We start from the raw sequence: 24,912 nt of genomic DNA on the forward strand, positions 1-24,912 counted from the left end.
GTTTTTACAAATATGAGATGCTCCTTGTAGTAACCAATATAGTCAATATTAATTGTTACACTCATTCCCTAGGAATGTCAAGGATATTCTGGACATTTTGACCACAAATAATGGTGAGCTCGTTCTCAACACCTGTCTTTTCAATTATACTACTTATGTAATGCTCCAACTTGAAGAATGTAATCAATGCTTCAAGTGGTGTATCTTCGGCGGTAGGAGTCCTTGAATCAATCTCTTGAATCGTTGTCGGATTTAAATATTGAAAGACCTGATAAGTCAGAACTTCAATTGCATCTGCTGGCAAATGTTCAATCTCACGGGCATATCGAGTCAGCCGTGACTTGGCAAAGCTGATTTGGAAGCGAGCACGCCTCAGAAGGCGCTGCCGGATATTCTCATAAAGTTCTGGATTTTCCGAAGCCAAAGTTTTATGATTTAATAAGATGGGAATGACATCGGGATTTTCTTCTAAGAACAAAAGACTACCTTCTCGCTCATAGGCGGCTACTCCTTCCATTCCCAATGCTCCAATATCTGCTAAGGCAATAATTATCGCTAGAGGTGATAGAGGTTTGCTGGAGTCATAAAGAGCAGGTTGATAAATCGCTTGCTCGGATGGTTCGTATATGCAAATGGTGGCTTCGATGGCGTCTTGAATAATCAATAAGTCTGCATCCGAGAACCGTGCAAGACTATTCAGATTTTGTTCGCATTGCTGTTGATTTAGGATGTTAATGTATTCAAACAACTTTTCAATTGTTGCTGCCTCACTTACACCCATCTCGCGTCGTCTGGACTTGTGAGGTTGGGTTTCAGGAACAAAAAGTTGCAGCATATCATGGGCAGTTGCACAAATATCTAGTAGAAGTTGCATTCGTGCCATATAATCTGGCGCAGCATTGTCCTTTAGGGATGTTTCCCAATGAGGACGGATTGCTTGAAAAATAATGTTCGCTCGGTGCTGTACGTTATTAATATGCTCGCGGGTGTGATAGTAAAGCTGCTTTTGAGCAATTTCTCGATCGAACTCCTCAAGAGCTAAGTTTGTGAGTTTAGCAATCGCCGACGCAAAGGTAATGGGAGTCCGTTCTAAGTTTTCTTCAGAGTGGTGTGGTGATTTAAAATTTTGAGAATTTAACGAACTCATGTCAGGTCAACTCCAAAACTAAGTTGGCAAAAATAAATTTATTAACAGCTATCATCTATTGAATTCCGGTCCACTCGCGTAAGAACGGTAGCAAAAAGGTAATCGGCGCTTGTTCTTCCACCTTTACCCGCAACGCTGTTGTAGTTCCCGGTGTCAACTTCATATCTGGTCCCTTCGACGATGACCACTGGTAGCCGCTGACATTACTGGGTTCTGATATTAACTCTGCAATCACCTCCACCTTGGCGGTTTTTTCGGTAAGCCTATCTGCCAGTTCAGCATTACCTAATTTTGAAGCTGCTCCGGTTGAGGTAACAGGATAGGCAGACACGGATTTCACCATTGCGACAATACCTCCAAATCGCTCCCGCTTGACCGTATCCGGTGTAATTTGAATTTTCATTCCGGGCTTGATCCGCTTACCATTTTTCACATCAAAGTAGGCGATGCTAGTCAGATGAACTTTTCCTTGCTCTTGAGTTTGCAGAGCACCGAAGCGCATACCCGGACTGACAACTTGTCCAACTACAATACTGACTTCTAGAATGCAACCTTCTTGGGGACTTTGAATTAAGCTCCGCTCCTTAATTTGCTGTTCTAGTTGGGCAACAGCGCGAGAGCTCTCCGCAATTTCGTTTTCTCGATCGTTAGATGCTTTTAAATTGTCTTGTTCTAAGCGTTTGCTGCGGGTGTTTAACTCTTGTAGCTGAGATTGAATTTCTGAGATTTGACTGCGATTTTCTCTAAAAGAATTTTCAACTATAATCTCCTGGCTATTAAGTTGCTGCAATTGAGCTTGAATGTCAGAAATTTGGTTGAGATTCTCTCGAAAAGATTTATCAATCCCTACTTCTTTACTGCTTAATTCTTTTAACTGAGTTTGAATACTAGAAATTTGAGTACGGTTTTCTCGATAATCATTTTCCGCCTCCAAAACTGTATCCTGTGATATCGCGCCTTCAGTTAGAAGAGCCTTTCGACCGTCTAACCTCTTTTTGAGCACTGGATTTATCTTAGAAACATCCTGAAGACTTTCCTCAAGGGAAAGACGCTGCTGTTTAATAGCACTTAACTCTCGTTCTTTAGAAACAGACGCTAATGCCTGCGTATTCTGAAACCTTTGTTGCAGAGTTTGGCGTTGCTGCCCAATAGTAGCTAAAGCTCGCTCCTTGAGAACCCCAGACATGGCTTGAACATCTTGCAACCGTTGGGTCAGATTTGCTCTCATTGCTGCAATCTCTTCTTGCTCCAGTTGGGTACGCTGCTTTTGGAGTGAATTAGTTTTGATATTTTGTACAATTAATTGCTGGCGTTTAGCTTGTTGTAGTTTCAGTTGTTCCTGTAACTCGGTGGGTTTAATCGTCGCTATAATTTCTCCTTTTTTGACGCATTGATTATCTTTAATGAGTAAAGATTCTAACTGTCCGGCAATCGGTGATTGTAATTCTACAACTCGTTGCGGTGAAATCAATACTCCTTGTCCTGTCACAGTGATAGGAATTCTACCAACCACGCTCCAAACTAGCGCCATCACCATAAATCCCCCCACAGCTATAGCTGGGATAAAGTCTTTGGTTTTGACCACTTGCATGAGTTGGTCAAGGCGTTCTGGGGAAGCAACAGATTCTAGAGATTGCTGTTGCTCTGGGGTATCATTTATATCTGAAGCAGTCATAACAATTAATTCCTTTGTAGCCGATTCATCATCCACTTAAACCGAGTACCTGCCAGGAGGGTTGGTTCTAGCACGTCGAGAGGAATTTCATCTTCATACTCAATGTCCTCGGCTAGTTGTTGGTCTTGGCTGTAAGCTTTTTGACCAAAACCACGTTGTATTAAGCCTTCACGCAACCGATCGATTAACACCAGAGAAATGGCGCGATAAAAGCGAGTTGCAAATCCGCGATCGCGTTGTATTTTCTCTCTTAGCATCTGTTGCGGTACGGCTAATACCACTGAATTCTCCGCACATTTAATACTTGCAGAGGCGTTCCCTGCTTCTACAAAAGACATCTCACCGACAATTTCTCCACTCGCCCGTCGTGCCAATTCTTTTTCCACTGGTTTTCCCTCTACCATCATGGAAAATATTACTGCCAAATTGCCTTGTAACAAAAAGTACAAGGCTTCTACGGGCTGATCTTGTTGAATTAACGAGGTTCCAGCGGGAGCATTTTGTTTTTTGCCACGAGTTACCATCCAGTCGATATCATTGTCATTCAGGATGGCAAAGAGAAATAGGACTTTTCGCAATGCTTGTCCTGGGACGATTTTGTTTTGCGCTAGTAATTTAGAGACACTTCGTAGGCGGGAGGATAAGATGGCAGTCAGTTCTTGGTAAAGTCTAGCCCCAAAATCTGGATCTCGCTCCATCTTTATTTGTAACTGCCGTTTAGATAAAGCTAATACTAGCGAGGGTTCTACGGTTTTGACAGTGGCGGAGGGGAGGCGATCGTCTATGAAGGACATCTCGCCAACTACTTCACCTTTACTGCAACGAGCAATTTCTTGATCGTCTTCGGAATTGTTCTGCGAAATTAAGACTGCTACAGTACCGTCGAGGATAAAGTAAATTGAGTCTGAGTGCTGACCTTCTTGAATCAGCACTGTATCAACCGGCATTTCTTTGTGAGTGCCCGTTTGAACCATCCACTCTATATCGGGTGGTTCGAGAACTTTTAAGTTGTTGAGTTGGGTAAGTACAGGTGGCATGGTTGAAACTAATGAGAGGGCGGTTTTGTTTATATGGGCGATCGCATTGTAAAGCGTGGATAAAAGCGGTAAAAAGGTGGAATAATTGCAGTTTTGGCTGATAGATACAGTAAAATCCGTGGAGGCAGGTTATCGAATTTTTCCCTTTTTCAGTTTTTCACCTTTCCTTGCTTCGCTATCAATTTGGCAAACATACCCTCCTGAGAAGCTAATTCTTTAAACGTCCCCTGCTGAACCACTCGACCGGCTTCAATCACGTATAGCAATCCTAAATCATTTGTAAAAATATGTAGGGGTAGTGCTACCCCTACTCCCCGTGCCTACCCCAGCCAAGGCGGGGCAACCACGGGGGGTTTGCCCCTACAAGAATTACACGAATCATTTAGGATTGCTATAGATGCGATCGGCATTACGAATGGTACTAAGACGGTGGGCGATCGCGTCTCTTAATTTCCAGGTTTCGCCCCAACTCACCCTTATAACTGAGATATTGCACCATTCTCAATTAGCCGTAGGGGCGGGTTCGCCAACAGCCTTAAAGCTTGCAAATAGGTTCTATAGACCCGCCCGACCCCACGAAAAATCCTCTTATTGATATTGCTGCAAGATGTCAGTTATAACCAACTCACCCTTCTAAGTATAAAATAAAATCTTTCTTTTGGTAGATGACTTTTGAGGCTTATAAAAGTATGCCACGCTTGGTTAGTCTTTGCCCTCCGAGAAATTACGTAGGGGAGTGGCAGGGGTTCTCCTTAAACTTGCGTGCTATCCGCAGTGAATCTCTTGGTTTTCCCCTGCTTCGCTATCAATTTGGCAAACATACCCTCCTGAGAAGCTAACTCCTCAAAAGTACCTTGCTGAACCACACGACCGGCTTCAATCACGTAGATGCGATCGGCATTACGAATGGTACTAAGACGGTGGGCGATCGCAATTCGCGTCACCTTCAGGCGATCCAAACTCTCACTCACAATTGCTTGGGTACGATTATCTAACGCACTGGTCGCTTCATCAAAAAAGATGATTCGCGGTTTCAATACCAACGCACGGGCAATCAGTAACCGTTGTCGCTGTCCGCCAGATAAGTTTGCACCCCCCTCTGATATCACCGTGTGTATCCCCATCGGCATATTTTCAATATCTTCGGCAAACCCTGCCATCCGCGCCGCATCCCAAGCTTCCTCCATACCGATTAATGCACCACCGCTAATATTTTCAAACACGCTTTCGCTATTGATGCGCCCGTTTTGTAACACCACACCCAGTTGACGACGCACCGCAGCAACATCTAAACCCGATAAATCTTGTCCGTCGTAGTAGACAGTACCCTGTTCGGGAACGTCGAAACCCAGTAACATCCGCAGAGTGGTAGATTTACCGCTACCAGAAGGACCAACAAAAGCAATAAACTCACCCGGTTTGGCTTCGATGGTCACATCATCCAGATTTAATGGCCCATCTTCTCGATAGCGGAAGGTAACGTGGTCTAGCTTAACATATCCCGAAAGTCGCCCCGGATCGGCTTTATTTAAATCTACCTCTGGCAATTCGTCTGCGATCGGCTTGGCGTGTTCCCACAACACCCCAATTTCTAACATATCGATCAGCGTGTTGCTGAGAGTTGTTACTCCTGTAATAAAGATAGCAAACGCGGCATTGAATGCTAGAAAGGTTCCGGTAGTAATCCTATCTGTTTGTGCCTGATTCAGCAAGCTAGCAGTCATCCAAAAAATGAGGATAAGGGTTAGGTTAGACTGCAATAGATTAAAAGTAGCGATCGCATCTTCAATCCATTGGTTATCCTGCATCAATTTCAGTTGCTGTTGATAATACTTCGCCCAATAAGCAAAGGCTCGTCCTTCCGCGCCTGTAGTGCGAAGTTTTGAAATTCCGCCGACTAGCTGAATAGTAAGTCCACCAATTTCACCTTCCAGTTCTTCCAGACGAGCAGTTTTCTGGCGTTTGAAATAACCGGCAATACTTGTGACAATAACAGTGAGGAAGACTATTACAGCCGCAATAGATGCTAGTGGGGGACTGTAGACAAACAGCAGTCCTAAATTTAGCAAGGAAAATAAACTTCTGAACAGAATATCTAACTTTTCAGCGCCCAATTTGTCGCGAATTTGGTTAATCGCATTAACGCGGGACAGCATCTCTCCAGAGGAATACTGGCGGAAGAAAGTAAGCCGCAGTTTGAGCAGCCGATCCCACATGGCACTCTGTAAGCTGAACACGGAATAGACTTCAAACCGGCCCAAATTAACTCCTTGAGCCAGTCGAAAAATTGCTACACCAAAACTAGCAGCTACTAAGGCCAAAGTGAGCTGAAGTAACAACCCGCGATCGGCATCGGGAATGGCAGTATCAATTAAGATACCTGTTGCTTGGGGAACCACCATCCCCGCTAAAGCCCCAGCAATCCCCAACACCACAATACTAAGAATTTCCCGTCCTCTACCGCGCAGGGAATACTGAAACAGCGTTAGCAAATCTATCTTTTTTTCCGGGAAAGGCGGATAAAACATATAGGCATTGGCAGCCAGTAATTTAGCAGTGCGATCGCTCAATAAAAGTCGCTGTCCAGTTACCGGGTTGTAAATTTCATAGTTGCGCTTGTTATTTATTAGTAGCGCCACTGGGGTATTATCTGCTTGAAGATAAGCGAGCATTGGGCCACAATCGCCTCGCCACCAACGTTCTGTCAGAAGTACCCGTCGAATTCGCATTTGGGAAGCACGGGCGATCGCCTCCAGTGGCTCCTTTACCCGCTGCATATTTTCCGACTTACCCGCCGGCTTAATCTCAATCCCCATCGCGTGTCCTACGGCTCCTGCGGCTGCTAGGAGGGGATCTCCGATAAAAGTAGCAATAGCTTGTTTGGGCGCAATTAGAGAAACAAAATTCGCCAACGCACCCACAGTTGCAGATTGGTTCAGGCGTTCCCGTTCTTCAAACTGCGCCAGAGTCTCTAATTGAGACTGCTGTTCTAGTTCTTGCAAGCAGCTAAAAAACTGCTGATGGAAGTTATCTAAAACAGTGAGTTGAGTTTGCCACGGTGTATGGCTCGAAAGTTCAGGCGCGGGTAGCAAAATTCCGCTGAGGTCAAATACGGAACTCAATTGTCTAAACCAAGCGGTTAGAAGATTGCTGGCAGATGGCAAAGTGGGATCGGGGTCGGGATTGTTATCTAATTCTGAACGCTGGGAATGTAGCAAGGTCGAGTCTGTAACGGGAACTGCCAGAATACATAAAGTGTTGGGACTTTTGAATTTTGATAAATCATCAATATCCGTTGCAAATCCAAACAAAGCTTCACCCGCTTCTGCTGTGAATAAATACCGCCGATTTTCTTGCAAAGTTCCATCTTTAACTGGGCTAACAAACACAGCCACTGAGCCAGATTGAATTGTCGAGACTTGTTGCGGATTATCCAGCAGCAATACCTCACCTTGGGAAACAAATTTGGGGGAATTAAAAGGGGTATATTTATTCTTCATTTTCTTGTTCTTCCTCACCTTGAGCCAGTTCAGCGTAGAATCCACCTATTTGAATTAATTCTTCGTGCGTTCCTCGCTCCACTACAACACCGCGATCTAACACGATGATTTCATCGCAGTCTTTAATTGAACTGAGGCGATGTGCCACAATCAAACAACTACAGCCACGTTGCCGCAGGTTATTGTAGATAAACTGTTCTGTTTCTCCATCGAGGGCACTGGTTGCTTCATCCAAAATCAAAATTGAAGGGTTATAAATTAGCGATCGCGCAATTTCTAACCGTTGGCGTTGTCCACCACTTAAATTCGCACCCCCTTCCAATAGTTCGCCGTTATAGCCACCCGGTATCGCTAGAATTACATCTTGAATTTTGGCATCAATGCAGGCGCGACGAAGTTGGGAATCAGAAACTGTTGTATCCCATAGTGTTAGGTTATCGCGCACGCTTCCTGAAAATAGGAAAACTTCTTGTTCAACAGTAGCCATCGACGTTATTATAACCGAACGGGGAATTGCATTTCTCAGCTTACCATCAAACAAAATCTCGCCCGACCAAGGTTCATAAAGTCCCGCGACTAATTTAGCAACCGTCGATTTTCCAGAGCCACTGCCCCCCACCAAAGCCACCCGCCGCCCCGGTTGAATCGTACAGCTAAAGTTTTCGATTAGGGGTCGATTGACTTTTGCATACCCAAAAGTAACGTTACGAAGTTCGATATGTCCTTGCAGGCGAATTGTAGAGGAATCAAGGGTAGAAGATGAAGTTTTAGGTTTTTTGTTTTGAGGTGTAACTTTTGAAGTCTGACTTTTGGTATCGATACTGCTTTTTGCAAGTGATGGATCTGTATCATTTGCCAGTACGTCATCTAACCGCATCAGGTTGCCTGCTAAGGTTGGCAGAGTAATACCAAACCCCATCAACTGATTAATGGGTGTCTGAAAGCTTATTAGCAGCGCTTGAAATGCTACCAACATCCCGATAGTTATCTTCCCCTCCATAACTTGCCAACCACCTACTGTCAGCACTAGCGTGGTTGTTAATGCTGTAAGTAAGATAGGTAGGACTTGCAGAATCTCATAGGGTACGGCTATTTTTGTATAGGAATTAACTGATTTGGCGAAATAACCCGACCATCGGGCAAAAAAGTCCGATTCTAGCGCTGAGGCTTTTAAGGTTTCCATGCTTTGAATTCCGGCGATAGCTACCCCCTCCTCCTTGCCAAGGTCCTTATCAAGCTCCATGAAAGCTTCTTCTAGCCAACCTCCGACTCCTAATAGCGCCACAATGTTTACAACTGCCAAGACCAGAGCGATCGCTGTTAGCAGTGGGTTATAAGCAAACATGACCAACAGGTAGATAATTGTCATCACTATGTTGATGATCGTCTCTGCCATACTGCCGGAAATGACCTGGGCAACTTTGTCGTTTAGCTTCACTCTTCCGCCGATTTCACCGGGGAACCGTTGGGTATAAAATCCGACAGGGAGTTTCAACATATGCCAGAAAAATTGACTGGACATACTGGCGGCTAATTTAATTTGCAACTGTCTTAAATAGCGTCGCTGCTGGGAGAACAAAAACGCCTGAATTAGGGCGGTGAGGAGCATTCCCAGCAGCAATGGACGCAGCCAGTCGGTGCGGTCTTCAACGAGGATTTGATCGACAAATACTTGACTGAACACAGGTAGTACCAGTCCGGGAAATACTAGCAAAAAGCCAAGCAAGACACTGAGCGAAACTGCTCCCACCGAGCTTTGCAAGCGTTGTAGGAGCGATCGCAATACGCTAGGCGGTTGTCCCCCCCGCTTGAACTCCTGCCCCGGTTCCATTGCTAGGATAAAACCGATATATGCCTCGTCAAATTCCTGTAATGAAACCGTGCGCGGTCCAGTTGCTGGGTCGTTGATGTAAACTCGGTCTTTTTCAAAGCCTTCGACTACTAACAAATGGCTGAAATTCCAGAATGCGATCGCTGGTAGTCGCATTTTAGCCAACTGGGAAGTTTGTTTTTTAAAGGCTTTTGCCCGCAGGCCGTATTGTCTAGCAGCTTTGACGATGCTGGCAGGTTGGCTGCCGTCACGAGAAACGCCACATTCCTGCCGCAGTTTGGCTAGGGGGACAAAGAGTCCGTAATAACCCAGCATGATGCCCAGTGCTGCTGCCCCGCATTCTACTTCTTCCATTTGCAATATTGTAGGCGTTTTAACACGCTTCTTGGGCTGCTGTTCATTAAACACTGCGTTACTCCTCAATGCTTTCAAGCAAGAACTTAAAAAGGTTGTCTATAAACTGGTTATTTTGTCAAGAAAGTAGAGTAATGGTTTGCTTCTAGCGCCAGAAAATGGAAGTTCTAGAGAGAATTGGCTAACTGAACCTGTACGCTGGTACACCCACACTCCCAATGCAAAGCTTGTCAGACCTGACCCGATGAGGGATATCAGTTGTCCGAACCAGACGAGAAGGAAAACGCACATTTTATGGAAGAGTATTTTTTTCTAAAATTGGTTCGGAAATTTCTGGAATTACTAAACCGTCAATGAAATCTCTCTTTGAGAATCTCATTTCATATTCAACATATGTATTCTGCATATCAATAAATTTTTGAGCTAGATCGGGTTGTTTTTTTTGGTATACCTTGATTTGATGTTGCAACTTGATATTTAAGCCTGTCATATAATTCAGCAATTGTTGAGGTGCTTCTTTACCATACAAACGCACAAACATTCGATAGGTATTAATAACATTGCGCTCAACATCTTTTTTGTAATCTTCAATATCAGTACATATTTTACAAATTTGGCAAAAGAGTTGGCACATTGACAGAAATTCTTCATCATAGGGTTGGTTGATTATTTTCAATAAAATCCGTTGAAGGATACCTATGTCATAACATTTGAATAAACTGGCTTTATCAATATCATCTTGGGTTGGCCTTGCTCCTAAGCAAAATTTTTGTTCTAATCTGTAGTAAATCAATCCTTCTTCAAGTTCCTTAGCTATTTCATTATCAAATAGATTAAGCTGGCTTAATACATTTTGCAACACTGATATATGTTTCGATATAAATTGTGGAGTGTTAATATGATTTTCATATTCTTCGTCAATCTGATAAATTGTAGCCTCAACAAATATAAAAAGAGGCATAAATTGAGGAATATCTCCTTCTGAAACTCCACGTAATGGAAAATATAACTGAGTTAGACCTTGCAGATTTGAAAGAGATTTTTGAAGTGACCAATATGAAATAGTGGGTATAAGCTGTTCATCACTTGCAACAGCTTTTTGAATTTCTTGGATATGATTTTGTAGAGCATCAATATTATTTTGAGAGAACATTGAGTAAGTCATGACATTAACCTTAGTGATTGAATTGATAAATGATTTGGACAAGTTTTGTCTAGGAACCTAGCCTTAATAACGCCGAGTTACTTCGGATATGTTATTATGTAAAGCCACTAAATTTCTGTGCTAGTTTCAAGCTAGTTTTTAATTGTGCAGCTAATACCTGTACATAGGGCTTTTGCATCATGGTCATGTGGTTTCCTGGAATAACATAAGTTTCCTTAATTGTAGAAAAGTCGCTCCAGCCTAATACTGGATCTTTTAGCAATTCAGGTAGCTCCTCCATAACTGCATAAATTGGATCTATTGTACTGGCGCGGAAAACAGAAATTTGAGTTGGTACTACCTCTTTTGGACAATAATTACGATGAGCTTTAGTATTAGCTTTGTAAACTTCCAATAAACCCCTAAATGATTTACTTGCTACATCTTTAGGGAAGAAATTCAACTCGCTCCATTTTTCTTTAAGATAATCCAATTGTTTTTCTCGAATAAGGGTAGCGAGAGTCTGTTTGGACAACTCCCATTTGGGATAAAACGTATACTCCATATAGGAAGCGAATTCAGTATAATCTAGCTCATTTTCATTAACTCCGATTAAGTTTTTACTAAAAATTGGCGCTACAGTATCCATAATTGCCACAAGAGCAACTTCATGCCCTTGTTTCTGTAACTGCTGGGCTATCTCAAAAGCAACTACACCACCAAACGAATGCCCTCCTAGTAGGTAGGAACCTTGGCTCTGAACAGCTTGTATGGCTTCTATATAGCAAGCAGCCATATCTTCCACTTGGGTGAAAGGTTCTGATTCTCCATCAAGACCTCGTGCTTGGAGACCGTAAAATGGTTGGTCAGAACCAAGATGACGCGCTAGCTCGTAGAAGTAAAGAACGTTTCCACCAACTCCAGGTACGCAGAAGAAAGGTCGCTTGGAGCCACTAGACTGAATCGGTATCAATGGAGACCAGTTCCCAGAATCTGTTGACGAGCGAAGATGAATTGCTAGTTGTTCGATAGTCGGACTAGAAAAGAGCGTTGCTAAAGGCAGATTTTTTCCAAACTGCTGTTCCAGACGTGCCATCAGGCGTACAGCTAAAAGAGAATGACCTCCCAAGGTAAAAAAGTTGTCTTGAACTCCCACTGAATCTACACCAAGCACCTCTGACCAAATTTGTGAAAGCTGTAATTCTACAGTGTCGTGGGGAGCAACAAGACAGGTTTTATTACAGAAGCTGAAACTATCTGGTACCGGTAGGGCGCGACGGTCTATTTTACCGTTAGGGCTTAGAGGCAATGCTTTCAGCAGCACAAACGCGCTCGGTATCATGTAATCAGGTAGCTTTTGTTTCAGGTAGTCGCGCAGGTTGCGAGCTACAGTGCGCTGCAAAGTTTTCCACAAGTCTTGAGTGTCCAACTGATAATCTACGCTTTGCTCAACTTGAGCTTGTTCGTTCGGGGTAAGATGAAAGCGAATCCCCGCCTGTGGTGGACGTGACCAAACTACTGTCCCAGAAAGCCAGCGCGGTTCGCTCTCTCCAGGTAGTTGCATATGCACGCGGACGCTCTTACCTTGCTCGATAGCTGGCATCCCCACCAAACCAACACCGCCAGTGGAGATATCCTGTGTGTGGATTGCGATCGCGTTATTGTTTAGTTCTAGTTGGCATTCACTGTGATAAGGAATGCGGTCTGGAATAAGATTAGAGACTAAATAAGCTACGAGACGCTTGTTTCCAGGTGCATCTTCTCGGTCAAGGACTGTCACTGAGCGCACATTCGGATGTTTTGCCAGGATCGCCTCAATTTCTCCTAATTCGACGCGAAACCCACGAATCTTAACTTGATTGTCAATGCGGGACATATATTCTATGTTGCCATCTGGTAAGTAACGAGCCCAATCACCAGTTTTGTAAAGGCGGGAACCAGGCTCATTACTGAAGGGATTGGAGATAAATTTCTCTTGGGTCAACTCAGGACGATTCAGATACCCCCGTGCCAAACCAACGCCGCCGATATGCAACTCACCCGGAACGCCAATCGGTACAGGTTGTTGGTTTCGATCTAAGATGTAGGTACAGACATTCCCAAGAGGACGACCGATGGGCAACTCCCTCAATGCCGCATCGTCTACTGATAACCCGTAGATCGTCGCTCCTATAGTGGCTTCTGTTGGGCCGTAATTATTCAATAGACCTACTTGTTGTCCTACACATTCAAACCAGGTTTTCAGTCGTTCTGGCAATGCTTTTTCTCCCCCAAGAATGACCAAACGTAAAGAAGGGGGTAATGCAAGAGTTTTTTGGCTCAAGAAAGGGGTCAATTCATGCCAGTAGGCTGTTGGCAAAGCAAGTACAGTTATTTCCCAGTTCTGGCACTTCTGCAAAAATCCCTCAAAGGAGTCCAGCATCGTATCGGTACGCAATACCAGTGTTGCACCCGATGCCAAGCTAGTATAGATTTCTTCGGCGCTGACATCAAAACTAATTGAGGAAAATTGCAGAATGCGATCTGACTTCTCGATTTGATATTCAGCGATCGCAACCGTCGTGTAATTGACTAGCGATTTGTGTTCAATTAAAACGCCTTTAGGTTTTCCAGTAGATCCTGATGTGTAGATAACGTAAGCTAAATTTTCTGGCTTCACTTCGCTTGAAGGGTTTTCTTGACTGTGGCAATAGATTTCTTCCCCATCAGAATCTAAGCAGACAACACGAGCCGAATTAGGAGGAAGTTTCTCGAGCAGCTTCTGTTGGGTCAGTAGCACTGGTACTGAAGAATCTTCTAGCATAAAAGCTAAACGTTCTTTTGGATATGCTGGGTCTATGGGAACGTAAGCACCACCAGCTTTGAGGATGCCCAACAAACCAATTATCATTTCGAGTGATCGCTCTACACAAATTCCCACTAAAACTTCAGGTTTTACCCCTAAAGTTTGCAAATAATGTGCTAACTGATTGGCTTTTGCATTCAATTCTCCATAACTTATTTTTTCCTCTTCAAAATTTACCGCCACAGCATCAGGAGTTAATTCCACTTTTCCTTCAAACAACTGATGGATGCACTTATATTGAGGATAATATTTCTGAGTATGATTCCATTCTATTAACAACTGATGTTGTTGGGTTGCATTCAGTAAAGGTAACTCGGAAATTCGCAGTTTTGGATTGGCAACAATTCCTGATAATAATGCTTGAAAATAATCTGTTATCCGAGCGATAGTGGAATGATCAAACAAGTCAGTATTATATTCCCATAGACCTATCAACCCGTTATTATTATTTTGGAATGACAAATCCAATTCAAACTTAGCCCAGCTAAATTCTACAGCCATCGGACTGATATTTAATCCGGGTAAAGATAAGTTAGATTCTGATTCATTCTCAAACCCAAACATTACCTGAAATATAGGTGAATGGCTTAAAGAACGTTCCGGGTGCAATAATTCCACTAATTCCTCAAAAGGCATATCTTGATGAGTATATGCTCCCAAGGTTACTTCTCTAACTTGATTCAGTAACTCTTCAAAACTAGAATTTAAGGATAAATTACTAGCTCTCAAAGCTAAAGTATTGACAAAATAGCCAATTAATCCTTCAATTTCATGATAATGACGATTAGCTACTGGTGTCCCTACTACAATATCATCTTGACCTGATAAGCGATAAAGCAACGTTTTAAATGCTGCTAAAAGCAACATAAATGGGGTGACTCCCATGCGTTTACAAAGTGAAATAATACCTTTACTTAGTTCAACAGGAAGTTGAAAAGATTGGTGTGCGCCTCGGTAACTTTGAATCGCTGGTCTAGATCGGTCTGTCGGTAATTCTAATAAAGCAGGAATCCCTTTGAGTTGTTGTTGCCAATAGTCAAGTTGTGTTTCCAATACTTCACCAGTTAACCAGTTGCGTTGCCAAACAGCAAAGTCGGCATATTGTATAGGTAATTCTGGTAAAACCGGAGTTTGATTATTACATAATGCTGTATAAATTGTACTTAATTCTCTTTCAAGTACCTCAATTGACCAGCCATCAGCAATAATATGGTGTAAAACTAATACAAAGATATAATTTTGTTCGCCTAATTTCAGCAAAAAACTTCTTAGTAAAGGTTCTTGTTGGAGGTTGAAAGGTTGATTTGCCAACTGCGTAACTAATCTTTTCGTTTCAATTTCTCTCTCTTCTTTAGATAAACTTTCTAAGTCTATAATTGGCAATTTCAGCTTGAGACTTTCCTGAATAATTTGAACAGGTTTGCTATTTTGAGTAGTAAAGTTAGTCCGTAAAGCTTCGTGACGAATAATAATCTCGTTGATACTATTCTCTAAAGCGCTGATATTGAGTTGACCGTTCAACCGTAAAATATTCGGAATGTTGTAGAATCCACTTCCTGGTTGTAATTGGTCAAGGAACCACAATCTAGCTTGGGCAAAGGATAAGGGGATTTCGGTTGTGCGTTGAACTGGTAATATAGGCGGTCTTTGTACAGAGTTTTCGTTACTTAGTAAAATTTGAATCTGTTCTGCTAGTGAAGCAATAGTAGGAGATTCAAATAGGTGGCGCAACGGGACTTCCACAGCTAAACTTGTGCCAATTCTAGAGATAATTTGAGTCGCTAATAAGGAATGTCCTCCCAAGCTAAAGAAATTATCATTAATTCCTATTTGTTTAATTCCTAGTACCTCTGCCCAAATGTTGGCTAATATTTCTTCTAAGGGAGTGCGCGGTGCAACAAAAGTTAATTCGAGTTCCGGTCGAATTTCCGGGGCGGGTAAAGCACGACGGTCTACTTTACCATTTGGGGTAAGGGGCAAGTGTTCCAGTGTGACAAAAGCACTGGGTATCATGTAATCGGGGAGTTGCTGTTTGAGGAAATGACGTAGGTCGCTAATGCTGAGTAATACTTCTGTTGGGGGAACGAGATAAGCTACTAATTGTTGGGTGTCTGTGGTATTTTCAGTGGCAACAACTACAGTTTCTCGTATAGCTGGGTGTTGGATTAATGTTGCTTCAATTTCGCCTAATTCGATGCGAAAACCTCGTATTTTTACTTGATTGTCAATCCGGCCGAGGAATTCGATATTGCCATCTGGTAAATAACGAGCCACATCACCAGTTTTATAGAGGCGAGAACCCGGTTGATTACTGAAGGGGTTGGGGATAAATTTTTCATCAGTTAAATCGGGACGGTTCAAGTAGCCTCTGGCTAGTCCATCACCACCAATATATATTTCTCCAGAAACACCGAGCGGAACAGGTTGCAACTGAGTATCTAATAAATAAACCTGTGTATTGGCAATAGGACGACCGATCGGAATAGTTGTAGCTTCTTCGGAAACATCCTCTACCAAGTACCAGCTAGTAAATGTTGTGTTTTCGGTAGGTCCATAAACGTGAAGCAAGCGCTGAGGAAAACCTTTCTTGAGTATCTCTTTCACCCATTTAGGCTCGACAGCTTCTCCTCCAAATAGAAGGTGTCGTACCGATCTCAAAGCTGAGGGTACTTCTCTCGCTAGTAGATTAAATAAGGCAGTAGTTAAAAATAATACGGTGATGCCTTGCGAGTGGATTTGAGCGACAAACTCATCAGGAGAAAGTGCTACATCTTTGGTGATAACAACAAGTTTCGCACCGTTCAGTAAGGCTCCCCAAATCTCAAATGTAGCTGCATCGAATGAAAAGTTTGAAGCAAAAGCAACTACATCTAGAGGTTGGAAGTAAATGTAGTTTGTATTGATTACCAAACGGTTTACTGCTCGGTGAGGAACACCAACTCCTTTCGGTTTCCCTGTTGACCCAGAGGTATAAATAACATAAGCTAAGTTCTCTGGTGCCACGCTAGTGATAGGAGAAAGGTCACTCTCAGTAGAGATTTCTTCCCAATTTGAATCTAAGCAAATTACTTGCGCTTGATGTTCTGGTAACGAGGCAACCAGTTTTTGTTGAGTCAGTAGAACTGGTAGTTGCGAATCATCCAGCATATAAGCGATGCGCTCAGATGGGTAGGCAGGGTCTATCGGGACATAAGCACCACCCGCTTTGAGAATGCCTAATATTCCTACAATCATGCCAAAGGAACGGTCAACGCAGATGCCCACTAAAACTTCTGACCCGACTCCCAAGCTTTGCAGGTAGTTAGCTAATTTGTTGGCGCGTCGGTTTAATTCCCCATATGTGAGTTGTTCTCCTTCAAATACCAGTGCCACCGCATCAGGTGTCCGTTCTACCTGTTCCTCAAATAGCTGGTGGATGCACTTATCTTGGGGATATTCAGCCCAAGTATTGTTCCATTCGTGGATCTGGTGGCGCTCGGCTGGTGTCAGCAGAGGCAATTGAGAAATCTTCTGTTGTGGATTGGCTGCGATTGCTTCCAGTAAAGTCTGGAAATGTCGAGTCATCCGAGCGATTGTGGCATCATCAAACAGGTCGGTATTGTATTCCCATTCCCCAATTAGTCCAGAGGCGGTTTGCTCCACACATAAAACCAAATCAAAGCGCGCCATGCCAGTTTCTACCGCCAATGGACTTACCGTTAAGCCTCCCATCTGGATTTCGGGTAATTCATCAAGCAGCACCAACATCACTTGCGCCAGTGGTGTGTAGCTCAAAGAGCGTTCTGGCTGTAATATCTCTACTAATTTTTCAAACGGTAGGTTTCGATTAGCGTATGCTCCGAGCGTTACTTTCCGTACCCTAGACAGTAAATCCTCAAAGCTTGGGTTCTCTGACAAAGAAGTGCGTAATACTAGCGTATTAACAAAAAATCCAATCAAACCCTTAAATTCGGCGCGATCGCGATTAGCTATCGGTGTACCTACGCAGAGATCGCTTTGCCCTGTATAACGGTAAAGTAATGTTTGAAAAGCGGCTAGTAGCGTCATAAACAGTGTCACTTTTTGCCGCCGACTTAAACTTATAATATTCTCAGTTAGCTCCTTTGAAAGTGCAAATCTTTGATGCGCTCCCCGAAAAGTTTGAGTTATTCCTCGCACTCGGTCAGTTGGCAGTTCCAATAAAGCGGGTGCATCTAACAGTTGTTGCTGCCAATAAGCTCGTTGGGAATTTAGCACCTCTCCAGTCAAATACTGACGTTGCCAAACCGCATAGTCTGGGTACTGAAGCGGTAGTGAAGGTAGCTCTAGAGATAAGTTATTGCAAAAAGCTGAGTAGAAAGCTTCTAACTCTTGTAGCAGAATGCCTAATGACCAACCATCCCAGATAATATGATGAATTTTGAGAAGCAGTATGTGTTCTGTCTCTGTTAGCTTAAATACAGTTGTTTGGATTAAGGGGTCGCTAACTAAGTTAAAGGGTTTTTGGGCTTGTTCCGTTGCTAATCGCTGGACTTCAACTTCTCTGTCACTAGCAGGTAGATTGCTTAAGTCTATGACTGGCCCTGCCAAAATCAAACTTTCAGCAATCACCTGAACTGGCTGCCCGTTGACAGTTGTAAAGTTGGTTCGTAACGCTGCATGGCGAGCAACGATTTTATTAAGGCTTTGCTCTAATGCGACAATGTTAAGCCAACCCAAGAGCCGTAGAGCGAATAGTTCGTTGTAAGAAGTATTATTTGGCTCTAACTCGGTCAAAAACCACAATTGTTCTTGGGGAAAAGACAGAGGTATGTCCCGTTGTTCTGAGACGGGTACAATTGTTTGGCTAGTACCGTTCGCGCTTGTATTGTTTTGGGACAGCAACGAGATAACTTTTGCTTTATGCAATACCAGTAAGTCCCGCTCTTCTGATGTCATTGCCCCCTTGGGAGCGCGAAAACGCAACGTATCGCCTTCTACCCACAATTTGATACCGCGTTCGGCAAGTTCAGCTAAAAATTGATTGAGGTTCATAGTGCACCCTCCTCCATCTCATAGGAACGGAGTTCGCCACGTCGGCGGACATCCAGCGTCGCGCAATGGAAAGAACCCATGAAAGGATAGTAACTTTCAAACTCGCAAGGAATCGGTTTAAACCCCCAGTCTTTTAATGCTTGAATCGTAGATTCCTGTGATTTTTCCACGATAACTCGCTCTTCGTCGAGACTGAGTACATTCATATTGACCCACTGACTGATCACTTTTGTGTCATAAAGTGTCATCGGCGTTCGGTTCGGTTTAGGTGCGAGCAGGATATCCCAAGATTTGAAGTAGTCAGGCAAGTTGTCAACATCTATGAAAAGCGGGTTTACTAACACCTTTCCAGGAGCGAGGGGAACTAGAGTGGTATCAATATGCAAGGCTTGTGGGCAAAGTGACTGAAGCTCGTGAACTCGGTATTCATCACCCAGGTGCCGTCGCACCCATTCGATCCCAAGACTGTTAGTGACATGACTCTTCTGTACAAAAATATCCCGTCCAAAGCGTACAAAGTCTGCGGCATCAAACGTTGGCTCAAACTCAGTGATTACAAAGCGCCTTTCCTCACCTGGAGCGGGAGTTTTGTAATCTGGGTCGTATTGTGTATCGAGTAGCTGCGGTTTTGGTGCAGCGACCCACTTGGCTCCTCCCTTTAAGTATTCTTTGAGTAGGGAGCGGTAAGCCCACGACTCGAAATAACGACTGCGATCGGCCATCGGAGCTTCAATAATTTCATTTCCAATTACCAAGAAAACGTCGCGGGGATTGGCTGAACAGAAGCCATTCATTACTTCCCAATCTGGTGTGCGAAAAGAGGCAGAGTAATCAACAATATCTGGACGACGGACAATAACTCCTTCGGATTCAAGAATATGAGCAAATCCATCTACACACTTGGTAGCAGCCTGAACGAGCCACTCTGGATAGGGAAGCGGCTGTTTCTGTGTTCGCTTGGCTAAGCTCTCCATTTGTTTTTCTTGACCGGGAAGCACTGTAGCGCGATGGATGGTATGCCAGGAGGGAACCATCGCCCCATCGACAATGCCAACAATTACCTCTTCAAGTGGGTCCCATTCATTGTAAGAACACACGGGAGATGGATTAGTAACTGTGGCTGATTGATGGAACGATTTGGGGGAGGCGAACTCAGTTACTGTAGTTTTTTCGTTATGCGATCGCTCCGTGCGTGGCCGCTCACTGCGTAAAAGTTCTAGCTGTTGAGACATTAGTTGAGACATTACTTGAAGCTGCTGGGAGATGATTTTTTCTAGATTCGTCTCCGGCTCTACGTTTTTATTGGGTCTATTCATTGGTTTATCCTTGGGAAAGGCTATGGGTAAGTTCAATGCTTTTGTCTGAGCTAATTGTGGGGAGGTTTTACTAGATTCTAAATTGGATGAATTTGCGCTAAGGGGATATAATTCGTTTGCTTTATAGCTTTTTTGTGACGGTTCCAAAAACATATTCTGCTCAATATAGGTAGCCAAAGCATCAATTGTTTCCAAGTCTTCAAAAAACTGATGAGCTTCTACGTGAACTCCAAAGGTGGTTTGAATGTTTCGCATAGCTTCCAAAAGAAGTAGTGAATCAATCCCCAGTTCTAAAAAAGTGGCAGATATATCTATTTCATTGACCTCTATATGTAGCAATTTTGCTACTAAAGAAAGTAAAGTTGAGCCAATGCTATCTGAGCGTGTGATTTTTAATTCTGTATCTTCCGGTTGATTTTGTGCGGTGATGTCTATCCTTAAATTAGATAGTTCAATCTCTGATTCCTTTAGAGCCATCTTTTCAGCATATTTATGTAAGGCCCGACGATCTACCTTGCCATTAGGTGTTAATGGCAGAGTGTCTAACATCAGGAACACTCCTGGAATCATGTAATCTGGCAGTTTTTCAAAGAGAAAACCGCGCAGCTCGCTGCGAGAAATTGGTTGGGATTTTATTGGGATAATACAGGCTGTTAGATATTGGCGGTCTGTATCTTGTTGCACGACGACCGCAGTTTCTAAAACTGCTGGGTGTTGAGACAACACGGCCTCAATTTCGCCGAGTTCGATGCGGAAGCCTCGAATTTTTACTTGATTATCGATGCGACCAATAAATTCGATGTTGCCATTTGGGAGATAACGAACTAAATCTCCAGTTTTGTATAGGCGAGAATTTGGTTCGTGGCTAAATGGATTAGGAATGAACTTTTGCTCGGTTAAATCAGGACGGTTGAGATATCCTCGGGCTAACCCAACACCTCCGATATGGAGTTCTCCTGCTACTCCAATGGGGACGGGTTTGTTCTCAGTGTCGAGAATATAAATGTTGGTGTTAGCGATCGGACGCCCGATAGAGGGCTTTTGACTTCCATCACTGCAAAGGGCGACGGTAGCGCAGACGGTGGCTTCTGTTGGCCCGTAAGCGTTGAAGAACTGACGCCCTGGTGCCCAACGCGCCACGAGGTCTGCGCTGCAAGCTTCTCCGGCGACAATAATTGTCTGCAATGCGAAAAACTCTTCGGGAGACAGAACAGCCAAAACTGCTGGGGGTAGGGTAAAAGTTGTGATGGCTTCATCGCGCAACAGCCCAGCCAAAGCCGACCCCGGCATTAAAGACTCCCGCTTTGTTATGACCAGTGTCGCTCCCGATACCAAAGCCATGAAAATCTCCCAAACCGAAGCATCGAAGCTAAAGGAGGCGAACTGAAGAATGCGACTGTCTGCCTGCACATTGAATAACTGGATTTGTGCTGTGGCTAGATTACACAGCCCCTGGTGCGCCAATAACACGCCCTTGGGCTTGCCTGTAGACCCTGACGTGTAGATAAGGTAGGCCAGATTCTCGGGGGTAACAGTGGTGCTGGCGTTTTCATTGCTGTGGAAAGCAATTTTTGCCCAGTCAGAGTCCAAGCATATAGCATACGCCGAGTGAGGGGGAAGTTTCTCAATCAGTTTCGATTGAGTAAGCAGCACCGGCACAGAAGAGTCCTGTAGCATGAAGGCCAAGCGCTCAGACGGATAGGCAGGGTCGAGAGGAACGTAAGCGCCACCGGCTTTGAGGACGCCCAAGACTCCCACTATCATTTCAATAGAGCGTTCGACACAAATTCCTACCAAAATTTCTGGCACTACACCCAGCCCTTGCAGGTAATGTGCTAGTTGGTTTGTCCTTGCGTTCAATTCGAGGTACGTCAGTTGCTGTTCTTCAAAGACCACCGCCACAGCGTCAGGTGTCCGTTTTACCTGTTCCTCAAATAACTGATGAATGCAGCGATCGTGGGGATATTCTCTTGTAGTGTTATTCCACTCTACTAATAACTTATGCCGTTCGGTGTCTGTTAAACTTTCTTCGCTTCTAAATTGCTGTTCTGGATTAAATACTGAAATTTCTGATTCATTGAAAGGAGATACCATGTGTCTAAGTTCAATTACAAATAAGAGAGCTGTGAGAGCGAGCGTCAAATTGAGGGCAATTTTGTAGTAGCAATTTAATGGCTTGCCCTAACCGAGTATAAATGCGTAAGTTTTAGGAAAGCTAAACGAGAAAACCTAGGCGTAACGCCCTATCAAGCAAAGAAACGGAGAACAGGATACCGCTCTCGGTATAAGAGGTTTACAACGGCCAACAGGAATATCCGGGAAGTTTTTTATCCAATCAAGTTAAACCTTATCCAATGCTAAAACTTGTTGGGAATAATGCCTGAAGCGACAGCTTCCATCACCCCTGGATTTTCTTGCGGATAGGTGCTTTCGTTGTAGTTAAGAATGGTCATAATCCTGGCCATTAAATAATTTGTGTGGTCAATTGGCAGGGGTCTAATCAATGCTCATTTCAGTTCCAATCGCAGCCAATTTAGGCACGTTGCTATTGTTGGATAATTTTGTTAAGCAATAGGTGAATTATGCTATTGCTGTTGTGTTCGTAGATCACTCGCTTTGACTTGGAAGACAGCTAACTGCACCCACTGTCTTCCCAAATCTTTCGGTACCTTTCAAAAAGTTAGCTCAGTACGAAATTTCTTGCCGGACGTTGCTATTGCACCCTACGTCCGCTCTTGAACGCCTTGATCACACTAAGAATCTGATTTTGTGAGCCACTACCCCCTGTAGATTCAATTTAATCTTTTTGCTAGCCTTAATTATCAGCTTGTTTTATTTGTCATCTATCTCTAGACATATTTAATATAAGTCTTTGGATAGATGCTTGTCAAGGGAAATCAATAAAATTTGTGTAAAGAAAACGTCATAGAAGGTAAAAATTCAACATTTCCTGGTTTGGGCCTGAGTAACGTAGAAAAAGGTTGAGAAGAAATGCCCCAATTTACATTCACCTCTAGAGCAAATAGTTCTTGAGATAATTGGTACATCCTTATATCCCTCCGTCCATAGGGGATTTACTGATATAAAAATGATGGACGCACTATTCTGTAAATTACGAGCTAAAAAATAGCCGTAATTTCACGCTCGACGTGCGATCGTACACGCTCTGAACAATATGGTAGTAATTAAGTAGAAGTCCCTTGTGTAGCGTGAAACCCTGATTATAACTGTATCGTTCAAAAGCTATGAAAGTCTATTAATTGCTTCCACAGGTTGTGAAACGGCATCTGATCTCTATAATACTTCCTCTCCCCCGCCTTTGTAAGTCGGAAAAGTCGGATCGTAAAGTCGGAAAAGTCGGATCTTGCATAATCTCTCGAACTCAGGTTCCTACAACTTTAGGGAACAGTGTAGGACTGTTGCAGGACAGCTAGCAAAACCAGACAATGCTATGGCTGCGGTGGTGGGACACCGAGGGCAATTTGCTGCTGACAGGTGCAGAACGAGCCTCTAGAACCCAACAAGCACTTTTTGATGCAATTCCTCGGCTGTTGGGAATGGGATTGAATGCAGAGCAAGTGGGATAAGCCCTGGGTTTATCAGTAGAGTTCGTCAGGCAGCATTCCCAACCTTGATGCAGCTAAATTTGGCTTTCCCGCACAAGAATTGTGGATTCTCAATCTAGCAAACCTTGCACTGCATCCGGCTATCGCCGTCACTCCCTAAAAAACCAAGGACTCTCGTGGCCAGGGGGTAAATTTTTACCCGACTGTCAAGCTCTGCGAGACAACAACATTTTAGTCGATTGATTGTCAGGTTAGCCAGACAACAACATTTTGCCTTATTATCGAAGTCAGCCTTACACTCGTTTTCAGCCTCAACGGAGCGCAAAAACCAGACAGGCCAGCCTCAACTTTATGGCTGGCATAACGGCTGCTATGCTACAAAATCGCTTCATAAATTTTAGCTACCTGCCAATTTTCTCAGACTTCGTAAACTTGATTTTTTATTCAATTTAGATACGGTAACTTGACTATTTAATCAATTCACTTGTTGTTAAAAAGGCTAAAAAATAGCTAATTTTTGTGCGCCCTAAAGTCAGGCAAGTGCAGTATAAAGTCAGACGGAAAGCAGTATAAAATCAGTGAGATTACAGGCATTTGCAGGGGCTGCACTTTACCTGCAAATGCCTCTGTAAATATCCTGCAAATGCCTGCAATTTTATGCCAAATTACTGCTTTTTTGTGTCGAGCGTACATTTGCCTGTTGGGACTGGTTATGGCTGTTCTCAATCGTTAGCAAGCAATGGTTTTGTGATCGCAAACTCTGACTTTTACGTGCAAACAAAAAATAATGCACCTTTATGAATGGGACATCCTAGGTGTCAAGGCGCTTGATTTTTATCCGATATTCGACTGTGCCGGCTGTTCACATTGCTCCTGCTGTTGTGACAACTTCGTACCAGCACTGGCATCAATTCCTGCCGTCACACCTGGGTAGCGAGCGATCGGCTTGAGCGACAGCTCGATCGCCCATGACGGAGCTCATAGAATCAAACAGGCGATCGGCTACTCATCTCGCGCCGTAGCTTCAGCTATTAAGAAGATTTTGCGATGGCAACCGACGTGGGTCTTTCTTGCATCCACCGATGTTTTGGCGATCGTCGGCAAGACGCAATTTGAAGAGTTTAAGCAGCTAAAAGGTGATGGGCGATCTCATAAAAACGCATAAAAACGCATAAAAACGCATATTGCCGAAAGTTTTCCTAGGTCTGCCACTCTTTGATTTTTCCGTGCTGACCACGGAGAAACCAGGAGCGATCGGCTTCTTCGGCAGCCCGATCGTTTCTGATTGATTCCCCGGTAAATCGATAGGGAATAAGAAATTACTATTTCTATAAATGGATAGGCGGGGAAACAACACTTTCCCCCTTTAAAGCTGGAGACTGTTACAGCTCCCTCAGCCTATTCATATACAGCAAATTCCATGTAAATGTGGTACACTACATTCAGTACATCAGCAGAAAAAATGAAAGCTTATTCGCTCGAGT

8 protein-coding genes and 2 pseudogenes are annotated in these 24,912 nt (G+C 43.6%); 2 read left to right on the forward strand and 8 right to left on the reverse strand.

The window, feature by feature from the left end:
* Nucleotides 1-61: 61 nt before the first annotated feature.
* The 8 genes and pseudogenes from QUB12_RS24810 to QUB12_RS24845 form a co-directional block, all read right to left on the reverse strand.
* Entirely contained in the window at nt 62-1,147 is a 1,086-nt protein-coding gene (locus QUB12_RS24810; RefSeq protein WP_333308841.1) for a hypothetical protein, read from the reverse strand.
* A 55-nt stretch (nt 1,148-1,202) separates the two neighbouring features.
* Nucleotides 1,203-2,822 carry an NHLP bacteriocin system secretion protein gene (locus tag QUB12_RS24815; protein ID WP_333308843.1) on the reverse strand — a complete coding sequence of 540 codons (1,620 nt, stop codon included), beginning with the start codon at nt 2,820-2,822 and terminating at the stop codon, nt 1,203-1,205.
* Nucleotides 2,823-2,827: 5 nt separating this feature from the next.
* A complete protein-coding gene (locus QUB12_RS24820) occupies nt 2,828-3,859 on the reverse strand; it encodes a cyclic nucleotide-binding domain-containing protein (protein ID WP_333139139.1) in 1,032 nt (343 codons plus the stop codon).
* 752 nt (nt 3,860-4,611) lie between these two features.
* The gene (locus QUB12_RS24825) at nt 4,612-7,359 is read right to left on the reverse strand and encodes an NHLP bacteriocin export ABC transporter permease/ATPase subunit (protein WP_333308845.1); all 2,748 of its coding nucleotides are present in this window, start codon (nt 7,357-7,359) and stop codon (nt 4,612-4,614) included.
* Nucleotides 7,349-9,598, reverse strand: a complete 2,250-nt coding sequence (locus tag QUB12_RS24830) for an NHLP family bacteriocin export ABC transporter peptidase/permease/ATPase subunit (RefSeq protein ID WP_333308847.1) — start codon at nt 9,596-9,598, stop codon at nt 7,349-7,351. Before QUB12_RS24830 ends, QUB12_RS24825 begins: the two co-directional genes overlap by 11 nt.
* A 238-nt stretch (nt 9,599-9,836) precedes the next feature.
* A complete protein-coding gene (locus QUB12_RS24835) occupies nt 9,837-10,709 on the reverse strand; it encodes a hypothetical protein (RefSeq protein WP_333308849.1) in 873 nt (290 codons plus the stop codon).
* Nucleotides 10,710-10,803: 94 nt separating this feature from the next.
* On the reverse strand, nt 10,804-18,546 hold the full coding sequence (locus QUB12_RS24840) for an amino acid adenylation domain-containing protein (RefSeq protein ID WP_333308851.1): 7,743 nt from the start codon (nt 18,544-18,546) through the stop codon (nt 10,804-10,806).
* Nucleotides 18,543-21,956, reverse strand: a pseudogene (locus QUB12_RS24845) (amino acid adenylation domain-containing protein); the annotation flags it as partial. The pseudogene QUB12_RS24845 and the gene QUB12_RS24840, both read right to left, overlap by 4 nt.
* Before the next feature lie 1,340 nt (nt 21,957-23,296).
* Between QUB12_RS24845 and QUB12_RS24850 the strand changes: the two are divergent.
* Both QUB12_RS24850 and QUB12_RS24855 read left to right on the forward strand, forming a co-directional pair.
* A pseudogene (locus QUB12_RS24850) lies at nt 23,297-23,449 on the forward strand (Uma2 family endonuclease); the annotation flags it as partial.
* A 925-nt stretch (nt 23,450-24,374) separates the two neighbouring features.
* Nucleotides 24,375-24,593, forward strand: a complete 219-nt coding sequence (locus QUB12_RS24855; RefSeq protein ID WP_333308855.1) for a hypothetical protein — start codon at nt 24,375-24,377, stop codon at nt 24,591-24,593.
* Nucleotides 24,594-24,912: the final 319 nt, after the last annotated feature.

The sequence above is a fragment of the Microcoleus sp. B7-D4 genome, assembly GCF_036705125.1.
GTDB lineage: Bacteria > Cyanobacteriota > Cyanobacteriia > Cyanobacteriales > Microcoleaceae > Microcoleus.

Bases quoted from the DNA above. Each gene is read 5' to 3' on its own strand.
- QUB12_RS24810 (WP_333308841.1), bottom strand. From the start codon at position 1,147: ATGAGTTCGTTAAATTCTCAAAATTTTAAATCACCACACCACTCTGAA.
- QUB12_RS24840 (WP_333308851.1), bottom strand. From the start codon at position 18,546: ATGAACCTCAATCAATTTTTAGCTGAACTTGCCGAACGCGGTATCAAA.
- QUB12_RS24820 (WP_333139139.1), bottom strand. From the start codon at position 3,859: ATGCCACCTGTACTTACCCAACTCAACAACTTAAAAGTTCTCGAACCA.
- QUB12_RS24825 (WP_333308845.1), bottom strand. From the start codon at position 7,359: ATGAAGAATAAATATACCCCTTTTAATTCCCCCAAATTTGTTTCCCAA.
- QUB12_RS24835 (WP_333308849.1), bottom strand. From the start codon at position 10,709: ATGACTTACTCAATGTTCTCTCAAAATAATATTGATGCTCTACAAAAT.
- QUB12_RS24815 (WP_333308843.1), bottom strand. From the start codon at position 2,822: ATGACTGCTTCAGATATAAATGATACCCCAGAGCAACAGCAATCTCTA.